Origin of the sequence: Paenibacillus sp. W2I17, assembly GCF_030815985.1 — a bacterium.
In the GTDB taxonomy this organism is placed as follows: domain Bacteria; phylum Bacillota; class Bacilli; order Paenibacillales; family Paenibacillaceae; genus Paenibacillus.
Genome location: NZ_JAUSXM010000001.1, coordinates 6,086,628 through 6,105,368 on the forward strand (window position 1 = coordinate 6,086,628; position 18,741 = coordinate 6,105,368).

Here is an 18,741-nt window from a genome sequence, read left to right on the forward strand (position 1 = left end):
ACTGGCAGAAAAGACATGTTATACTTGGTTACGGTGGGTGTAGACCAACCGAGTTTTGTAGAACGGGGAGAAGCCATGAAATCTTGGAAAAGAGTGCCGTGGATTGCGGCATGTTCACTTCTGATTCCTTTGGTTTTCGTTATGTTGTATCCGGCGATGATCTCAAGCGTCGTGTGCGCATTGTGGTCCGTCGCAGTATTGCTCATTTCTGTGAATGCGATGAAGAAACAGGCGGAGGCGGAACGCAGAGCCATCATACAATCCATGGAAAAAACAGCAATTGCTTCATTAAATCATCATCGACACGACTGGATGAACGACCTTCAGGTGTTATATGGATATCTTCGGCTGGGCAAACTTGATAAATCCTTGCAATGTGTGGAAAGAATAAAAGAGCGGGTTACAGAAGAAAGCCGAATCTCCAGATTAGGTATTCCTTCCCTCGTATTTTATCTTCAGTCTTTTCGCGCCAGTGGAATTGCGCTGGACTTGCATGTGGAAATAGAAGATGAGTTGCAGCTTAGTGCTCTGGTCTCTCCCGAGGATGGCGAGTCACTTACCGGGGCGATTGCTGATGCAATCAGGGCCTATCAATATGGCGGCGGCCGGTCTTCTTGGGGAGAGGTTCGCAAACTGACCTTAAACTTCGGACAGGATCATGGAGATGTGGTTGTCCGACTGGATGGGGATCAAACACCCGATCCGGAAACACTGCGGCAGCTTACTGCCGTACTCAAAGGAAAAAAAGTCAGAACGGAGCAGTTTCCGTCTGAGGATACGTTTATACAATTCAGAATGCCGTGTGGAATATAGGAAGAAGGGGTTAACCAATGTTTGTAGATAAAGCGAAGATTTATGTAAAAGCCGGTGACGGAGGGGACGGAATTATTTCGTTCCGTCGTGAGAAGTATGTACCAAACGGCGGACCTGCCGGGGGCGATGGAGGCAGAGGAGCTGACATCATTTTCCGCGTGGATGAAGGTTTGCGGACGTTGATGGATTTCCGTTATCAGCGTCACTTCAAGGCCCCACGTGGTGAGAAGGGACGTAACAAAAGTCAGCATGGTGCAAACGCGGAGAACATGATTGTGCGCATTCCACCAGGAACTATCATCTTGGATGAAGACAGTGGAGAAGTACTGGCGGATATGACACGTCACGGTCAACAGGTTGTTATTGCTCGTGGTGGTCGGGGCGGACGGGGTAACATCCGATTTGCTACACCGAACAATCCTGCACCTGAACTTGCCGAGAATGGTGAAGAAGGACAAGAGCGTTACATCGTACTCGAACTGAAAGTTATGGCAGATGTTGGTCTGGTTGGTTTCCCGAGTGTCGGGAAATCCACATTGCTTTCTGTCGTTTCGTCAGCCAAGCCAAAGATCGGTGCATACCATTTCACAACCATTACACCGAATCTGGGTGTAGTGGGTGTAGGAGAAGGCCGAAGCTTCGTCATGGCCGATTTGCCTGGACTGATTGAAGGTGCGCATGAAGGGGTCGGACTGGGACATGAGTTCCTGCGTCATGTCGAGCGTACTCGTATTATTGTTCATGTCGTAGATATGTCGGGTTCGGAAGGACGCGATCCTTTTGAAGACTGGCAGAAAATCAATGACGAATTGAAGTTGTACAATCCGCTTCTCGCCGAGAGAACGCAAATTGTAGCAGCTAACAAGATGGATATGCCAGACTCTGAAGCGAACCTGGAGCAATTTTTACAGCAAGTTCGTGAAGTTCAACCAGATATTGAAGTGATGCCAATTTCATCCTTGACCCGGAAAGGGATTCAAGAGCTTCTGTATCGTGCAGCTGATCTGCTGGATCAGGTTCCAGACGAGCGAGTGGTTGAAGAGGTAGCAGATGTATCTGAACGTAAAGTATACAGTCTGGACAAAAAAGAAGACGATGGTTTCAAAATTGTGCGTGAGAATGAAATGTTCGTTGTCGAAAGTGCCAAGATTGACCGCATGATGAAACGGATGCAATTGAACTCACATGAAGCTATACTGAAACTCGCACGTACACTGCGTTATATGGGTGTGGACGCTGAGTTGCGTAAGCGTGGAGCTGTAGAAGGCACCATCGTGCGTATTGGAGACTTTGAATTCGAATTCGTGGAAGGCAGCAGTTACTACTAAGTAGCTGTCTTCCGTGGAGAGACAGATCGATATAGGAACGCAGAGAAGTGGGAAGTTGACCCGCAACTCTGCGTTTTTTTGTTTTTTCCTGACATGGGAGAGGGATAAACTTGTATACTGTGAGGAACGTATTTCAAAAAATTAGGCGTGTCATGTATTGCCCTTTTGTCATAGATCCTATATAATGTCCACTATATGAATACATGAGTCTTTGAGGAGAGGACGTTCTGTGAACGAACGCTATTACTTAGTACGGGAAGATATTTTACCAGAGGCAGTGGTGAAGACCATGCAGGTAAAAGAACTACTGGCTTCTGGTGATGTTAAAACAGTGCATGAGGCGGTTGAACAGGTCGGATTAAGCCGGAGTGCCTTTTACAAGTACAAAGATGGAATTCATCTGATCAACCAGCTTGAGCGCGAGAGAATTGTAACGATCTCCATTGATCTGGAGCATCAGTCGGGTATCTTGTCTCGTGTGCTTGGACATGTAGCTGGTTATGGAGCTAATGTACTTACGATTAATCAGAGTATCCCGCTTCAAGGAAGAGCCAATGTTGTCATTTCAGTGGAAACGACACATCTTCATGGCGAAATTGGTGAAATGCTGGATCGAATGCAAGATATGCCTGGCGTAAGACGTACGCGTATTGTAGGCCAAGGGTAATTAGGCTTTAACATACAGGACTGACAGACAAGAATAGACATTAGGGGGTAGATCGTTAGTGAAACCAGTAAAAGTCGGATTGTTGGGTCTGGGAACTGTCGGAACGGGAGTCGTTCGTATTGTGGAAGGGAATCAAGAGGATCTGAGCAGTCAGGTTGGATCGCCGATTGTCATCGAGAAGATCGCAGTGAAAAATACAGAGAAAGAACGTGTTATTGCTGTAGACCGTGCCAAGCTTACGGAAGATCCTTGGGAAGTCATTCGTCATCCAGATATTGATGTCATCGTTGAAGTCATGGGCGGTATTGATCAGACGAAGGAGTATATTCTTGAAGCGTTGGAACGAGGGAAGCATATCGTAACAGCAAACAAAGATCTCATGGCACTACATGGTACAGAGATTTTGGCGAAGGCACAGGAAAAACAATGTGACGTGTTCTATGAGGCGAGTGTTGCTGGAGGGATTCCGATCATTCGTACGCTGATTGAAGGTTTCTCTTCTGATCGGATTACCCGCATTATGGGGATTGTGAACGGAACAACGAACTTTATTCTGACCAAAATGAGTCAGGAAGGTGCATCCTATGAAGAAGTACTGGCTGAAGCACAGGCTCTGGGATACGCCGAATCCGATCCAACTTCCGATGTGGAGGGACTTGACGCAGCTCGCAAAATGGCGATCTTGAGTACACTCGGTTTCCGCACCAATGTGGAGCTGAAGGATGTAACCGTTAAAGGAATATCCTCCGTAACTCGTGAAGACATTATGTATGCCAAAAGACTGGGCTATGAGATGAAGTTACTTGGTATTGCGGACCGTATTGGCGATGAGATCACGATCAGCGTTCAGCCGACAATGGTTAGACAGAATCACCCGATTGCTTCAGTCAACGGTGTGTTCAACGCAGTATATGTACACGGTGAAGCTGTAGGGGAGACGATGTTCTACGGTGCGGGTGCGGGAGAACTCCCAACGGCAACTTCGGTTGTAGCTGACATTGTGGCGGTTACCAAAAACCTTAAACTTGGCGTGAACGGTCTCAAAGCAATTGTGCCTTATAAGATTAAGCGACTACAAAGCGACGAGCAGATCGTGTCAAAAAACTTTATTTTACTACACGTAGACGACAAAGCCGGTGTATTGGCTCAAATCACACAAATTTTCGCAGAATATGATGTCAGTCTGGCATCGGTTGTTCAACAGCCGAATGAGCACAACCCGGATGCCGAGATCATTATCGTTACACATAATGCAAGTAAGGCAAGCATGGATAAAGTGTTAAAACATTTTGAATCACTCAGCGTCATTCGCCGCATTAAGAGTGTCTACCGGGTCGAAGGATAATTGTCCGTATCCCATACGCTCTCAATTATTTCAGTTATAACGCACAAGTTAATCATATCCAGTTCAACAGGTCATCATTTCAGATTATTAAAACATAAAGGAGTTTACCCACAATGAGATATCAAGGACTTTTGCAAACGTACAGAGAGCACCTTCCAGTTAATGAAAATACACCCCTGCTTACGCTTCAGGAAGGAAATACACCGTTGATTCATGCAGAGAATCTGTCTGAGGAACTCGGTTTGAATGTTTATTTCAAGTATGAAGGTTTGAACCCTACGGGATCTTTCAAAGACCGCGGTATGGTTATGGCTGTTGCCAAAGCTATGGAAGAGGGCAGTCGTACGATCATGTGTGCATCCACAGGTAATACGTCAGCAGCAGCAGCGGCCTACGCCGCACGTGGTGGCCTCAATTGTATCGTACTGATTCCGAATAACAACATTGCACTGGGTAAACTAGCCCAAGCCATGATCTATGGAGCCAAAGTGATTGCGATCAATGGTAACTTTGACCGTGCACTGGAGATTGTGCGTGAGATCACAGCCAAACATCCGATCACGCTTGTAAACTCTGTGAATCCGTTCCGGATTGAAGGACAGAAGACAGCAGCGTTTGAAGTAATTGAACAACTTGGCGAAGCGCCTGACGTTCTGGCTATTCCAGTCGGTAATGCGGGGAATATCTCGGCTTACTGGAAAGGTTTTAAGGAATATAAAGAGGCTGGTAAATCCAACACGCTTCCACGTATGGTTGGTTTCGAAGCAGAAGGTGCGATGGCCATTGTCAAAGGTGAGCCGATCCTTGAACCTGAAACAGTAGCAACAGCAATTCGAATCGGTAATCCGGCGAGCTGGAAAACGGCAGTAGCTGCAGCTGAGGAATCTGGTGGACAGATCAACTATGTAACGGATGAACAAATTCTGACAGCGTATCGTACACTTGCTTCTCGGGAAGGGATTTTTGCTGAACCTGCTTCTGCGGCTTCCCTTGCCGGTGTATACAAACTGAAGAGTGAAGGGTACTTTAAAGGCGGAGAGACTGTAGTTTGTGTACTGACAGGTAATGGCCTGAAAGATCCTAATATTGCGATCAAAACAGTAGCGACTGAGCCACTTGTTGTTGAAGATACGGAAGAAGCAGTAATGGCGGCCATTGCACAACTGGAGCAGCAATCTGTATGAGTTTGCGTGAAAAGGTAACTGTAAAAATACCTGCAAGCACAGCCAATCTCGGTCCGGGGTTTGATACCCTGGGAATGGCATTGTCTTTGTATGCCTGGTTGGAAATGAAACCTGCCGAGCAGACGTCATTTCATCTTCACGGCAATCATTTGACAGGTCTGCCAACAGACAAATCGAATTTGATTTACGAAGTTGCACAGATGGTATTCAATGAAGCTGGGGTATCCATCCCTGAATTGGAGATTTCCATGTATTCCGATATTCCGCTTACGCGGGGACTCGGGAGCAGTGCATCAGCCATCGTTGGTGCATTGGCAGCAGCGAACGCATTAATTGGTGCTCCTTTATCCGATGCGAAGCTTCTGGATATGGCCACATCCCTCGAGAAGCATCCTGATAATGTGGGGGCATCTCTGTATGGCGGTATTATTACGGCTGCATGGAATGGTCAACAGGTAGATCATATACGTATTGAACCACACCAGGATCTGCAGACTTTGGTTATTGTACCTGAATTCCAGTTGTCTACTTCAAAAGCAAGGAATGTGATTCCAGAGCAATTTGGCATGTCTGATGTGGTGCATAACATTAGCAGATCCTCACTGCTCGTTGCCGCTTTGGCGAGTGGACGACTGGATATGATTCAGAAGGCGATGTCAGATCGAATTCACCAACCATATCGGGCATCATTGGTGCCAGGCATGGCTGAGATATTGGAACATGCCGTCGATCATGGAGCGTTGGGAGCTGCCCTGAGCGGAGCTGGACCGACCGTATTGACTTTAGTAGATCGTCATGACACCCGGAAAGCGGGATTGGAACAATATTTGCTGGACACCATGGAGCGGGAGGGCATATCTGCTTCTGCACTGTGGCTCGATCCGGATTTGGACGGTGTAACCGTGCTGCCTGATCAAGACGAACGTCCTTTTCTGGACAGAATCAAAGGGGAAGTTAATGCATGAAACGAATTGCAGTATTACCTGAAGGCTCAGTCTCTCATGAGGCAATTGATTTCCTTTTCAACGGGGAACCATTAGATTTGCTTCATTCCAAGCTGATTTCGGATGTTTTTCGAGCAACGGATAGCGGGATTGCGCAATACAGTGTCATTCCGATTGAAAATACCATTGAAGGCTCTGTTAGTCTTCATATGGACTGGCTTGTGAATGAAGTGGACATTCCGATGCAAGCAGAGTGGGTATACCCATCCATCCAGAATGTTATTGGACATGGCTCGGAATTTAAGACAGAGAGTGGCGAGTATGACTTTGGTAGAATCACCAAGATTATGTCTCACCCTGTGGCTATTCCGCAGTGTCAGAATTTTATTCGGATGCATTCACCCGGGGCGGACCTTGAAGGTGTGAACAGTACAGCCGAAGCTGTAGAAATTGTGAAAAAAAATCCGGGTAAGGGCTGGGTGGCGATTGGTACCAAGCTTGCTGCTCAGAAGCATGGCTTGGACATTATGGCTGAGCGGGTTACAGATCATGACAACAACTATACCCGTTTTGTGCTCATCGGCCATGAACCTGTGAACATTCCACGTGAACCGGATCATGTAAAAACCAGCTTGCTGGTGACATTGCCAGAAGATGCACCGGGTGCGTTGCATCAGGTATTATCAGCTTTTGCATGGCGGAAGCTGAACTTGACCCGTCTCGAATCTCGTCCAACGAAGAAACGATTGGGCAGTTACTATTTTTACATTGATGTTGTGGAAACGGTCGATTCGGTATTGCTTACCGCAGCCATGGCAGAGATTGAAGCATTGAATTGTCAGGTGCGCGTTCTGGGTAGCTATCCTTGTTATACATATCCTTCGAGATAATTGACCTGATGGTGTTTGGGAATGTTAGAAGGTTGTCATAAGTCGGGGTAGAATGAGCGAGTAATGGCTTGTCATTTGGTGTACAATGGACGGGTTAATAACGTTTCGGAGTACAGGGAATGGATATTTTATGGAGGTGCAGTCATCGGTGGCAGAACAATGGATCTATTTGGATGGTCAGTATGTGACCAAGGAGAACGCAACCGTTTCGGTATATGACCATGGATTTTTGTATGGAGACGGAATTTTCGAAGGTATTCGGATCTATAACGGAAATATTTTCAGATGTAAGGCCCACTTGGATCGTTTGTATGATTCGGCAAAATCCATTAGTTTGAACATTCCGCTGTCCATTGATGAGATGCTGGAAGTCATGGCTGAAACGGTACGCCGCAATGATATGCGTAATGGTTATATTCGTCTTATTGTATCGCGTGGCCCTGGTAATCTGGGGTTGGACCCGTTACGTTGCCCTAAGGCATCCGTAATCATCATCGTGGAGCAATTGGCGATCTATCCGGAGGAAGCGTATCTTACTGGCTTGAAAGCCGTTTCTGTATCCCAACGCCGGAACATTCCGGACGCATTGAATCCGAAAATTAAATCGTTAAACTATCTGAATAACATCCTGGTTAAAATCCAGTCTAACTATTCAGGTGCTGGTGAAGCAATTATGCTGAACTCCCAAGGTTACGTTACTGAGGGTTCAAGTGATAACATCTTCATCATCAAAAATGGTGTAGTGTACACGCCGCCTTGTTATCTCGGAGCACTTGAAGGGATTACACGTCAAGCGATTATCGATCTATGTGGCGAACTGGAGCTTGAATTAAAAGAAGTGCCATTCACCCTGCATGATGTGTATATCGCAGACGAAGTCTTTTTCACCGGGACAGCTGCAGAAGTTATCGCTGCATATGAAGTCGATGGAAGAACAATTGGCACGGGAGTAGCAGGTCCGGTAACGCTGCGACTGCTGGAAGCATTCCGTCAGATTGTTGACAAAGATGGATATAAAGTGTGGGAATCTTAAGTTAGAATTGCATAGCATAGGGAACAGGAATCCTCCTTGTCCGATAAAATTCTGCATACCTGGTGTGTGGGGATTTTAGAGACAGGAGGATTTTTTTTGTTTAGTTGATGTCATTAGCCCGGTTTCTGCATAGGATGTAGTAACGGTATGGGCGAATGTACTGCCCAAGTATGACGTCTAGGAGGTTAGTTCCCTGTGAAAATACACATGGTGAAAAAAGGCGACACATTATATCTGCTGTCCCAAAAATACAATGTAGCGCTGGACAAATTGATCGCGGCTAATCCGCAAATCACAAATCCCGACAAGTTGGATATTGGCATGAAGGTCAAAATCCCTGCCGAGCCAGTAACACCGAAACCGGAGGGGGTGCTCCACAGTCACAAGGTGCAGCAAGGAGATTCGTTATGGAAGTTGGCACAAGCCTGGGGAGTTCCTTTAAAAGATATGGTCAATGCCAATCCACAGTTGAAAAATCCGAACGCTCTGCTGGTGGGGGAGACAGTTTATATTCCATCTATGCACGCACAAGGAAACAGCACATCTAATTCGGGTGCCGGCAACATTGCTGCTCATGAAAAGTTGTCACCTGAAGGTAAGGAATACACGGGAGTCAAAGAACCGGAACCACCGGCTCCAGTTACGCCAACTCCCCCTGCTCCGGTAGCAGAGGTTCCTGTTCCGGTCCCGGTGCCTGCTCCACCACCAGCCAATACGGAGAAGCCGAATGTGAAGCCTGAACTGGAGGTATTGCCGCAGTTACCAGAGCTTCCTGAAGTGAAACCCGAAAAGGAAACGCACAAAAAAGAAGAGGTTAAACCCGAAATTTATGTAAAACCGGTAGCAGAATCCAAGAAATACACAATGCCTAATCTTTCGCCTGAAATTATGCCTTTGCCTGTAATGCCTAATACAAAGTCTCCAACTGAGGTTGCACCAGCAACGAAAAAGCCTTGTGGTTGTGGTAATAAGTTGCATCATGCGCCAGCCGAGCACCCTTATGTTCAAATCCCGGTTCCTGTACAAGAGGTGTATGGTGCGCAGCAAGACATGTACACGGCTGGAGCGAGTAACAATGCGTCGTTTCCAGGGATTCCGGAAGTTAGTCCTTATAGTGGCAGTGATCTGCCTAACAGTCCGTGGACTGGCGCGGAGCAGGGTTATAACCACAATAACGTTATGCCGAATCTGTCCGCAGAAATGCAAAACAACTCATTTCCGATTGCGCCAGCTGGCGAAGTGAATAGTCCATTCCCAACGTATGCAGCACCTAGTCATATGAATCATCAGCCGCCTTTCATATCTCCATACTCAATGCTTCCGTACCCTCCATGCGGATGTGGCTCACATACACATATGCCTCAGTATACTTATCCTTCTCATGGTTATCAGGATCCGGCTTGGAATATGTACGGTCCTTCGTACGGTATGCTGCCTGAAATGTCCACATCAACGATGCCGAACCAGCCAATTGAGTATGCTTATCAGAACCCATACCCTACTCAGAACATGGTTCCCCCGTCCCCGCTTGGAGCATTTGGTGAAATGTATCCTCCTCAAGGGCAAGGGAAGGGTGGTAAAAAAAGGGGGGCGTGAAGACGCTAACTTAAGTCAGGTAGCAATTGAAGAGGTTGGATCAGATTCGGAAGGGAAGTCCAAGCAAGCAGGAAATAAGCCGGCAGCTGCAAAACGCAGAACAACCAAGGCTCCTCTGAAGAATAAATCCAAGGTATCCGTGTCTGGGAAAACATCCAGAGAGGGTGCAGCTACTTCCAACCAACGGAAATCCGATAATAAAAAACGTCGTAATCCATGGATACAAAACTAACCTAGCGGATTGCGATTGATGAAAAAGTCAGGTGCTTGTTTTATTTAGTGGGAAGTCTGCTCTGTAATGGAGAGAGGCTTTCCACTTTCCTTAATAAACATTGAGTTTTGCATTACGGAGATATAGTTGTTCTGGAAATGATAAAGAGTATTTTATTGAGATGCTGTTGTAAACCCTTTCATAAATGTGTTAAAATATTTGTACCCTATGAGCGTAACCTATTATGATAGGACAAGATAGGGAACGGATATGGTAGCTTTAGCTAATGCAAAACTACTAAAGAAAAGAAATGAAAAAAACTGTTGCATTACATTCAGCCGTATGATATATTATTTAAGTCGCCGCTGAAACACACGGCTGACATGGGAAACACAAGAGATAATGAAATAAGTTTGATCTTTGAAAACTGAACAACGAGTGAGTAAACATTCTGCTTGCAGAATGAACGCGAAAGTTTGAAACAAGCCTTGGCTTGAATCGACTGGAGCACAAATGAGATTTTTAATCTCGTCAGATTCAAAATGAGCTTATCGCTCTTTTCAATACTTTATTGGAGAGTTTGATCCTAGCTCAGGACGAACGCTGGCGGCATGCCTAATACATGCAAGTCGAGCGGACTTGATGAGAAGCTTGCTTCTCTGATAGTTAGCGGCGGACGGGTGAGTAACACGTAGGCAACCTGCCCTCAAGTTTGGGACAACTACCGGAAACGGTAGCTAATACCGAATAATTGTTTTCTTCGCCTGAAGAGAACTGGAAAGACGGAGCAATCTGTCACTTGGGGATGGGCCTGCGGCGCATTAGCTAGTTGGTGAGGTAACGGCTCACCAAGGCGACGATGCGTAGCCGACCTGAGAGGGTGATCGGCCACACTGGGACTGAGACACGGCCCAGACTCCTACGGGAGGCAGCAGTAGGGAATCTTCCGCAATGGGCGAAAGCCTGACGGAGCAATGCCGCGTGAGTGATGAAGGTTTTCGGATCGTAAAGCTCTGTTGCCAGGGAAGAACGCTTGGGAGAGTAACTGCTCTCAAGGTGACGGTACCTGAGAAGAAAGCCCCGGCTAACTACGTGCCAGCAGCCGCGGTAATACGTAGGGGGCAAGCGTTGTCCGGAATTATTGGGCGTAAAGCGCGCGCAGGCGGTCATTTAAGTCTGGTGTTTAATCCCGGGGCTCAACCCCGGATCGCACTGGAAACTGGGTGACTTGAGTGCAGAAGAGGAGAGTGGAATTCCACGTGTAGCGGTGAAATGCGTAGATATGTGGAGGAACACCAGTGGCGAAGGCGACTCTCTGGGCTGTAACTGACGCTGAGGCGCGAAAGCGTGGGGAGCAAACAGGATTAGATACCCTGGTAGTCCACGCCGTAAACGATGAGTGCTAGGTGTTAGGGGTTTCGATACCCTTGGTGCCGAAGTTAACACATTAAGCACTCCGCCTGGGGAGTACGGTCGCAAGACTGAAACTCAAAGGAATTGACGGGGACCCGCACAAGCAGTGGAGTATGTGGTTTAATTCGAAGCAACGCGAAGAACCTTACCAGGTCTTGACATCCCTCTGACCGGTACAGAGATGTATCTTTCCTTCGGGACAGAGGAGACAGGTGGTGCATGGTTGTCGTCAGCTCGTGTCGTGAGATGTTGGGTTAAGTCCCGCAACGAGCGCAACCCTTATATTTAGTTGCCAGCACTTCGGGTGGGCACTCTAGATAGACTGCCGGTGACAAACCGGAGGAAGGTGGGGATGACGTCAAATCATCATGCCCCTTATGACCTGGGCTACACACGTACTACAATGGCCGGTACAACGGGCTGCGAAATCGCGAGATGGAGCCAATCCCAACAAAGCCGGTCTCAGTTCGGATTGCAGGCTGCAACTCGCCTGCATGAAGTCGGAATTGCTAGTAATCGCGGATCAGCATGCCGCGGTGAATACGTTCCCGGGTCTTGTACACACCGCCCGTCACACCACGAGAGTTTATAACACCCGAAGTCGGTGGGGTAACCGCAAGGAGCCAGCCGCCGAAGGTGGGATAGATGATTGGGGTGAAGTCGTAACAAGGTAGCCGTATCGGAAGGTGCGGCTGGATCACCTCCTTTCTATGGAGAATCGTTTCCCGAGTGGAAACATTCAAATATGCAGCTTAGCTGCAAAACACTCACTCGTTGTTCGGTTTTGAGAGCTCAAACTCTCAAACAGCTTGCTTTTGCATGGAGCTTGTTCTTTGAAAACTAGATATCGAAACGAAACAAACGCGAATTAGAACATTCCTTTTTAGCTGAACTTGTGCAAACAAGTTTCAATAAAAACGGTAGATTGCTATTGCTCATATTGAGCAATTGGTTAAGCTACTAAGAGCACACGGAGGATGCCTAGGCGCTAGGAGCCGATGAAGGACGTGGCGAACAACGAAACTGCCTCGGGGAGCTGTAAGCAAGCTTTGATCCGGGGGTGTCCGAATGGGGAAACCCAGCTGGGGTAATTTCCAGTTACACCTAACTGAATACATAGGTTAGTGTGAGGCATACCAGGGGAACTGAAACATCTAAGTACCCTGAGGAAGAGAAAACAATAGTGATTCCGTCAGTAGCGGCGAGCGAACGCGGAGAAGCCCAAACCAGAGAGCTTGCTCTTTGGGGTTGTGGGACGTCTCACATGGAGTTACAAAGGAACCGGTTAAGCGAAGAGGTCTGGAAAGGCCCGCCAAAGAAGGTAAAAGCCCTGTAGTTGAAAGTTGGTTCCCTCCGAGACGAATCCCGAGTAGTGCGGGGCACGTGAAACCCCGTATGAATCCGGCAGGACCATCTGCCAAGGCTAAATACTTCCTAGCGACCGATAGTGAAGCAGTACCGTGAGGGAAAGGTGAAAAGCACCCCGGAAGGGGAGTGAAATAGAACCTGAAACCGTGTGCTTACAAAAAGTCAGAGCCCGTTTTAGGGGTGATGGCGTGCCTTTTGTAGAATGAACCGGCGAGTTACGTTCCCGTGCAAGGTTAAGGTGAAGAGCCGGAGCCGCAGCGAAAGCGAGTCTGAATAGGGCGACATAGTACGTGGACGTAGACCCGAAACCGGGTGATCTACCCCTGTCCAGGGTGAAGGTGCGGTAACACGCACTGGAGGCCCGAACCCACGCATGTTGAAAAATGCGGGGATGAGGTGGGGGTAGCGGAGAAATTCCAATCGAACTCGGAGATAGCTGGTTCTCCCCGAAATAGCTTTAGGGCTAGCCTCGGAAAACAGAGTCGTGGAGGTAGAGCACTGATTGGGTGCGGGGCCCGCAAGGGTTACCAAGCTCAGTCAAACTCCGAATGCCATAGACTTACTTCCGGGAGTCAGACAGTGAGTGCTAAGATCCATTGTCAAAAGGGAAACAGCCCAGACCATCAGCTAAGGTCCCCAAGTGTGTGTTAAGTGGGAAAGGATGTGGAGTTGCACAGACAACCAGGATGTTGGCTTAGAAGCAGCCACCATTGAAAGAGTGCGTAATAGCTCACTGGTCGAGTGACTCTGCGCCGAAAATGTAACGGGGCTAAACACACCACCGAAGCTATGGCTTGATGCTTTGCATCAGGGGTAGGGGAGCGTTGTATAAGGGTTGAAGGTGTACCGTAAGGAGCGCTGGACATTATACAAGTGAGAATGCCGGTATGAGTAACGAAAAGATCAGTGAGAATCTGATCCGCCGAAAGCCTAAGGGTTCCTGAGGAAGGCTCGTCCGCTCAGGGTAAGTCGGGACCTAAGGCGAGGCCGAAAGGCGTAGTCGAAGGACAACAGGTCGAAATTCCTGTACCACCGTAAGCCGTTATGAGCAATGGGGGGACGCAGTAGGGTAGTGACGCGGACTGATGGATGTCCGTCTAAGCAGTAAGGCTGATGTGTAGGCAAATCCGCACATTGTAAGGCTGAGCTGTGATGGGGAGCGAAAATTATAGTAGCGAAGGTCATGATCTCACACTGCCAAGAAAAGCCTCTAGCCAGGTGATGGTGCCCGTACCGCAAACCGACACAGGTAGGCGAGAAGAGTATTCTAAGGCGCGCGGAAGAACTCTCGTTAAGGAACTCGGCAAAATGACCCCGTAACTTCGGGAGAAGGGGTGCCCCGGTAGTGTGAATAGCACGAGGGGGCCGCAGTGAAAAGGCCCAAGCGACTGTTTAGCAAAAACACAGGTCTGTGCGAAGCCGTAAGGCGAAGTATACGGGCTGACGCCTGCCCGGTGCTGGAAGGTTAAGGGGAGTGGTTAGGGAGTAATCCCGAAGCTGTGAACCGAAGCCCCAGTAAACGGCGGCCGTAACTATAACGGTCCTAAGGTAGCGAAATTCCTTGTCAGGTAAATTCTGACCCGCACGAATGGCGTAACGACTTGGGCGCTGTCTCAACGAGAGATCCGGTGAAATTTTAATACCTGTGAAGATGCAGGTTACCCGCGACAAGACGGAAAGACCCCATGGAGCTTTACTGCAGCTTGATATTGAATTTGGGTACGATCTGTACAGGATAGGTGGGAGCCTTTGAAACGTGAGCGCCAGCTTGCGTGGAGGCAACGTTGGGATACCACCCTGATCGTATCTAGGTTCTAACCTGGTACCGTAATCCGGTGCGGGGACAGTGTCAGGTGGGCAGTTTGACTGGGGCGGTCGCCTCCTAAAGAGTAACGGAGGCGCCCAAAGGTTCCCTCAGAATGGTTGGAAATCATTCGAAGAGTGCAAAGGCATAAGGGAGCTTGACTGCGAGACCTACAAGTCGAGCAGGGACGAAAGTCGGGCTTAGTGATCCGGTGGTACCGCATGGAAGGGCCATCGCTCAACGGATAAAAGCTACCCTGGGGATAACAGGCTTATCTCCCCCAAGAGTCCACATCGACGGGGAGGTTTGGCACCTCGATGTCGGCTCATCGCATCCTGGGGCTGAAGTAGGTCCCAAGGGTTGGGCTGTTCGCCCATTAAAGCGGTACGCGAGCTGGGTTCAGAACGTCGTGAGACAGTTCGGTCCCTATCTGTCGTGGGCGTAGGAAATTTGAGAGGAGCTGTCCTTAGTACGAGAGGACCGGGATGGACGTACCGCTGGTGTACCAGTTGTTCCGCCAGGAGCACCGCTGGGTAGCTATGTACGGACGGGATAAACGCTGAAAGCATCTAAGCGTGAAGCCCCCCTCAAGATGAGATTTCCCAGTATGTAAGACCCCTTGAAGACGACGAGGTAGATAGGCTGGGGGTGGAAGTGCAGCAATGCATGGAGCTGACCAGTACTAATCGGTCGAGGGCTTATCCAATTAGCAAGTTGTAATTCGCGTGTTTCGTTTCGAATCTAGTTTTCAGAGAACAACCACTCTGAAATGTAAGCTAAGCTATGCGTTTGGTGGCGATGGCGGAGGGGTTCCACACGTACCCATCCCGAACACGACCGTTAAGCCCTCTAGCGCCGATGGTACTTGGACCGCAGGGTCCTGGGAGAGTAGGACGCCGCCAAGCGAACTCTTTCATCATACATAGAAAACAGGCTCTGCATGTTGATGTTGTACGATGAATTGCATTTGCACTGCAAATGCATATATTCCCTGATAGCTCAGTTGGTAGAGCACTCGACTGTTAATCGAGTTGTCACAGGTTCGAGCCCTGTTCGGGGAGCCAGTAAGGCCCGTTGGTCAAGGGGTTAAGACACCTCCCTTTCACGGAGGTAACAGGGGTTCGAATCCCCTACGGGTCATATAGATGGAGGCTTAGCTCAGCTGGGAGAGCATCTGCCTTACAAGCAGAGGGTCGGGGGTTCGATCCCCTCAGCCTCCACCATATAAACTTTTATAACGACGCGGGGTGGAGCAGCCCGGTAGCTCGTCGGGCTCATAACCCGAAGGCCGCAGGTTCAAATCCTGCCCCCGCAATTATACTTTCCTTTGAGAAAGTGATCTGGAACCGTGGTGTAGTTGGCCTAACATGCCTGCCTGTCACGCAGGAGATCGCGGGTTCGAATCCCGTCGGTTCCGCCATTTTTATATTAATAATACCGTGTGCGGAAGTGGCTCAGCGGTAGAGCATCGCCTTGCCAAGGCGAGGGTCGCGGGTTCGATTCCCGTCTTCCGCTCCAATATTTGCGCCCTTAGCTCAGCTGGATAGAGCGTTTGACTACGAATCAAAAGGCCGGGAGTTCGAATCTCTCAGGGCGCGCCATTATAACTTCAAATTTGCCGGCGTGGCGGAATGGCAGACGCGCTCGACTCAAAATCGAGTGGGAAACCGTGGAGGTTCGAGTCCTCTCGCCGGTATATATAACGGGATGTAGCTCAGCTTGGTAGAGCACCTGGTTTGGGACCAGGGGGTCGCATGTTCAAATCGTGTCATCCCGATCTCTAAAAACACTATCTATAATTAGATAGTGTTTTTTTATATTTATCTATATAAGATTCTATAAATGCAGGTTCCGGTATTCACTATGACAAATTCTCTAACCTAACACATGTGGGTTCCTTCTTCAGAGAACAAGTTAGTGTGCATAAAGCCTCGTTCTTTAGGTCACAATAGGTTTAAAAAGTGATAGAAGGGGTTCATGTGAACACGTTTAACTTCAGAAAACAATTCAAGAGACGCTGGCGACGGTGGAAACGAACAGTATGGATGACGGCGGCTTTGCTTGCAGTTACGATATTGGCTTACAGCGGATTGACCATCTCATCGGCGATTGAGCGTTTGCTGACAACTAATTTTAGTGAGGCAACCAGTGTGATGGGCCCTGTTACGAAGGAAACAAGATCTGAACAGGAGATTCAGGCGTTAGTAGAGCAACTTGATTCTGATCGGGATCATTTAACGAGTGTGGTTTTGGAGACACAGTACATCTGCGGAGTGGAGACAGAGCAGTTAGGCAAGATGGCTAGAACGCAGTTGAAAATGCTGCTGGCTCAACATCCGGAATGGGATGCTACCGTTGGAACATCAGATGAGTTGCATCTGAAGCAACGTGTAGATGACCTTTCACCGCTTTGTAAACAACAGGCTTATATCAGCATAGATGCTGTAGGGAACCTTAATTTGTACGAGGGCAAGCCTGCAGAAGAGAAGGTTATTCGTACGTTCTTTCAATTGGATGTTGGGACATTGGAGAGTTCTTTGCCTGAAGGGGTGCTGGAGCAATTGCAGCAGGGTATTCGGATTCAAGACAAGGATGAGTATGATAGCGTAATCTCTACGTTCAGTGACTATGCCGTGGATGAAGATCATCATTTAATCCGCAATGGCGGGTAATCCAAACACCCTCACCTACAGTATTAAGATTGTTACGTACTGAAACGATGATGGCAATAGCAATAACATGGGTGGTTTACTTAACCAAGCGATAGAATCTAAAATACGTGGAATGTGATGAAGGACATCGAAGAGATGTCCTTTTTGTCGTTTATACTAAAATATTTGAAAATACGAATAAACATGTAAAAAATCCGCGAATAAAGACGAGTAATCAGTTAGACAAAGTTTTTCCTGCCGCAGGGTCTATCTTTTGTTATAATGATATGAACGATACATATGTTCGCTTTTGTGAGGGAGAGATGGTTTTGCGTTTTTTGGGAATTGACCCGGGGATTGCGATTGTTGGTTTTGGTTTTGTGGATAAAATCGGCAGTAAGGTGGTACCCGTACAATATGGATGTATTCAGACGGAAGCTCATACCCCTGAAGAGGAACGGTTGCTTCATGTATATGAAGGTATGGTGCAATTGATTGATAAATACAAACCGGACGCAGTAGCGCTAGAGAAACTTTTTTTCAATCGGAACGTTACAACAGCGATGTCTGTCAGTCAGGCGAGAGGCGTTATGGTACTCGCTGCCGCACAGAAGGGTTTGCCTATTGCAGAGTATACGCCAATGCAGATCAAGCAGGCTGTTGTGGGGTACGGTAAAGCAGAGAAGAAGCAAGTACAGGAGATGGTCAAAATGTTCTTGCGTCTTCAGGTCGTTCCTAAGCCGGATGACGTAGCGGATGCATTGGCTGTAGCCGTGTGCCACGCACACTCTTATACATTAAATTCCAAGTTGAATGAGGTATTGCGAAAATGATTGATTTTCTAAGAGGACAGTTCATTCATGTAGAGAATGATTATATTGTGCTGGATGTTCATGGTGTAGGGTATCGCGTATTCTGTCCAAATCCATTTGCCTTTGCGAAGCAAGAAGGCGAAATTACCGTGTACACTTACCATCATGTGCGTGAGGATGCGATGTTACTGTTTGGATTTGTGACACGGGATGAGCAGCGTTTGTTCCGTAAACTGATTGAAGTATCCGGTATTGGTCCAAAAGTAGCACTGGGCATACTCGCTGGAGGTACACCAGAACATGTGGTTACGGCGATTTACCAGGAGAATCTTACGTTCTTGACCAAATTGCCAGGCATCGGCAAGAAGACTGCACAACGCATGATTCTGGATCTCAAGGATAAGCTGGATAGTTTTGGCGCGGCAGCGTATGCAACAGGGTTGTTCGCTCCTCCATCGGAAGAGTCGGGAAGTGGTTCAGCCTGGGATGAGGCACGTGAAGGTCTCAAGGCACTTGGGTATACTGACAGTGAGCTTGATAAAGTATGGCTCAAATTGAAAAAGGATGTTACTACAGCAGATTCCGTTGATGTGTTGATGAAAAAGGCGCTGCAAATGCTGTTTACGGGATAATACAAATTGCATATTATAATATAGCTGTAGCCTGCAAAAAAAGGTAGGGA

Annotated in this window: 13 protein-coding genes, 9 tRNA genes and 3 rRNA genes; all 25 read left to right on the forward strand. The window is 48.0% G+C overall.

The window, feature by feature from the left end; translation table 11 throughout:
- Positions 1 to 15: 15 nt before the first annotated feature.
- The 25 genes from QF041_RS27215 (at position 16) to ruvA (ending at position 18,691) form a co-directional block, all read left to right on the forward strand.
- Positions 16 to 813: a Spo0B domain-containing protein gene (locus QF041_RS27215; RefSeq protein ID WP_235193928.1), complete on the forward strand. Its 798-nt coding sequence runs from the start codon at positions 16 to 18 to the stop codon at positions 811 to 813.
- A 17-nt stretch (positions 814 to 830) separates the two neighbouring features.
- Positions 831 to 2,141: a GTPase ObgE gene (gene obgE / locus QF041_RS27220; protein WP_076216952.1), complete on the forward strand. Its 1,311-nt coding sequence runs from the start codon at positions 831 to 833 to the stop codon at positions 2,139 to 2,141.
- A gap of 229 nt (positions 2,142 to 2,370) precedes the next feature.
- On the forward strand, positions 2,371 to 2,808 hold the full coding sequence (locus tag QF041_RS27225) for an ACT domain-containing protein (RefSeq protein ID WP_017692625.1): 438 nt from the start codon (positions 2,371 to 2,373) through the stop codon (positions 2,806 to 2,808).
- 58 nt (positions 2,809 to 2,866) lie between these two features.
- A complete protein-coding gene (locus QF041_RS27230; protein ID WP_017692626.1) occupies positions 2,867 to 4,153 on the forward strand; it encodes a homoserine dehydrogenase in 1,287 nt (428 codons plus the stop codon).
- 113 nt (positions 4,154 to 4,266) lie between these two features.
- Positions 4,267 to 5,337 (forward strand): threonine synthase, encoded by a 1,071-nt coding sequence (thrC, locus tag QF041_RS27235; RefSeq protein ID WP_036605915.1) that lies wholly within the window; start codon positions 4,267 to 4,269, stop codon positions 5,335 to 5,337.
- Positions 5,334 to 6,302, forward strand: coding sequence for a homoserine kinase (gene thrB / locus QF041_RS27240; protein ID WP_307416345.1), 969 nt, complete (start codon positions 5,334 to 5,336; stop codon positions 6,300 to 6,302). The genes thrC and thrB overlap by 4 nt, the downstream gene beginning before the upstream one ends.
- Positions 6,299 to 7,171 (forward strand): prephenate dehydratase, encoded by an 873-nt coding sequence (pheA, locus tag QF041_RS27245; RefSeq protein WP_307416346.1) that lies wholly within the window; start codon positions 6,299 to 6,301, stop codon positions 7,169 to 7,171. Before thrB ends, pheA begins: the two co-directional genes overlap by 4 nt.
- Before the next feature lie 148 nt (positions 7,172 to 7,319).
- A complete protein-coding gene (gene ilvE / locus QF041_RS27250; RefSeq protein ID WP_017692630.1) occupies positions 7,320 to 8,204 on the forward strand; it encodes a branched-chain-amino-acid transaminase in 885 nt (294 codons plus the stop codon).
- A gap of 195 nt (positions 8,205 to 8,399) precedes the next feature.
- Positions 8,400 to 9,800, forward strand: coding sequence for a LysM peptidoglycan-binding domain-containing protein (locus QF041_RS27255; RefSeq protein WP_307416347.1), 1,401 nt, complete (start codon positions 8,400 to 8,402; stop codon positions 9,798 to 9,800).
- Complete coding sequence (locus QF041_RS27260; RefSeq protein WP_307416348.1) at positions 9,778 to 10,032, forward strand: hypothetical protein; 255 nt, start codon at positions 9,778 to 9,780, stop codon at positions 10,030 to 10,032. The genes QF041_RS27255 and QF041_RS27260 overlap by 23 nt, the downstream gene beginning before the upstream one ends.
- Before the next feature lie 547 nt (positions 10,033 to 10,579).
- Positions 10,580 to 12,132: ribosomal RNA gene (locus tag QF041_RS27265) — 16S ribosomal RNA — on the forward strand.
- A gap of 242 nt (positions 12,133 to 12,374) precedes the next feature.
- Positions 12,375 to 15,302 (forward strand): 23S ribosomal RNA (locus QF041_RS27270).
- Between the two features lie 82 nt (positions 15,303 to 15,384).
- Positions 15,385 to 15,501 (forward strand): 5S ribosomal RNA (gene rrf, locus QF041_RS27275).
- The 16S, 23S and 5S rRNA genes sit together here with 9 tRNA genes alongside, the layout of an rRNA operon.
- Before the next feature lie 83 nt (positions 15,502 to 15,584).
- Positions 15,585 to 15,660 (forward strand) — tRNA-Asn (locus tag QF041_RS27280).
- 4 nt (positions 15,661 to 15,664) lie between these two features.
- Positions 15,665 to 15,736 (forward strand) — tRNA-Glu (locus QF041_RS27285).
- A 7-nt stretch (positions 15,737 to 15,743) separates the two neighbouring features.
- Positions 15,744 to 15,819: transfer RNA gene (locus QF041_RS27290), tRNA-Val, on the forward strand.
- Positions 15,820 to 15,837: 18 nt separating this feature from the next.
- Positions 15,838 to 15,911 (forward strand) — tRNA-Met (locus QF041_RS27295).
- A gap of 27 nt (positions 15,912 to 15,938) precedes the next feature.
- A tRNA-Asp gene (locus tag QF041_RS27300) sits at positions 15,939 to 16,016 on the forward strand.
- Positions 16,017 to 16,039: 23 nt separating this feature from the next.
- A tRNA-Gly gene (locus QF041_RS27305) sits at positions 16,040 to 16,114 on the forward strand.
- Positions 16,115 to 16,120: 6 nt separating this feature from the next.
- Positions 16,121 to 16,197: transfer RNA gene (locus QF041_RS27310), tRNA-Arg, on the forward strand.
- A 16-nt stretch (positions 16,198 to 16,213) separates the two neighbouring features.
- Positions 16,214 to 16,292 (forward strand) — tRNA-Leu (locus QF041_RS27315).
- Between the two features lie 7 nt (positions 16,293 to 16,299).
- Positions 16,300 to 16,373: transfer RNA gene (locus QF041_RS27320), tRNA-Pro, on the forward strand.
- Positions 16,374 to 16,575: 202 nt separating this feature from the next.
- Positions 16,576 to 17,268: a BofC C-terminal domain-containing protein gene (locus QF041_RS27325; protein ID WP_307416349.1), complete on the forward strand. Its 693-nt coding sequence runs from the start codon at positions 16,576 to 16,578 to the stop codon at positions 17,266 to 17,268.
- A 308-nt stretch (positions 17,269 to 17,576) separates the two neighbouring features.
- A complete protein-coding gene (ruvC, locus tag QF041_RS27330) occupies positions 17,577 to 18,080 on the forward strand; it encodes a crossover junction endodeoxyribonuclease RuvC (protein WP_017686765.1) in 504 nt (167 codons plus the stop codon).
- Positions 18,077 to 18,691, forward strand: a complete 615-nt coding sequence (gene ruvA / locus QF041_RS27335) for a Holliday junction branch migration protein RuvA (RefSeq protein WP_307416350.1) — start codon at positions 18,077 to 18,079, stop codon at positions 18,689 to 18,691. The genes ruvC and ruvA overlap by 4 nt, the downstream gene beginning before the upstream one ends.
- Positions 18,692 to 18,741 lie beyond the last annotated feature (50 nt).

What these genes read in the sequence shown, in the direction of transcription:
- QF041_RS27215 (WP_235193928.1), top strand. Translation starts at nt 16, where the DNA reads ATGTTATACTTGGTTACGGTGGGTGTAGACCAACCGAGTTTTGTAGAA.
- obgE (WP_076216952.1), top strand. Translation starts at nt 831, where the DNA reads ATGTTTGTAGATAAAGCGAAGATTTATGTAAAAGCCGGTGACGGAGGG.
- thrC (WP_036605915.1), top strand. Translation starts at nt 4,267, where the DNA reads ATGAGATATCAAGGACTTTTGCAAACGTACAGAGAGCACCTTCCAGTT.
- thrB (WP_307416345.1), top strand. Translation starts at nt 5,334, where the DNA reads ATGAGTTTGCGTGAAAAGGTAACTGTAAAAATACCTGCAAGCACAGCC.
- pheA (WP_307416346.1), top strand. Translation starts at nt 6,299, where the DNA reads ATGAAACGAATTGCAGTATTACCTGAAGGCTCAGTCTCTCATGAGGCA.
- ruvA (WP_307416350.1), top strand. Translation starts at nt 18,077, where the DNA reads ATGATTGATTTTCTAAGAGGACAGTTCATTCATGTAGAGAATGATTAT.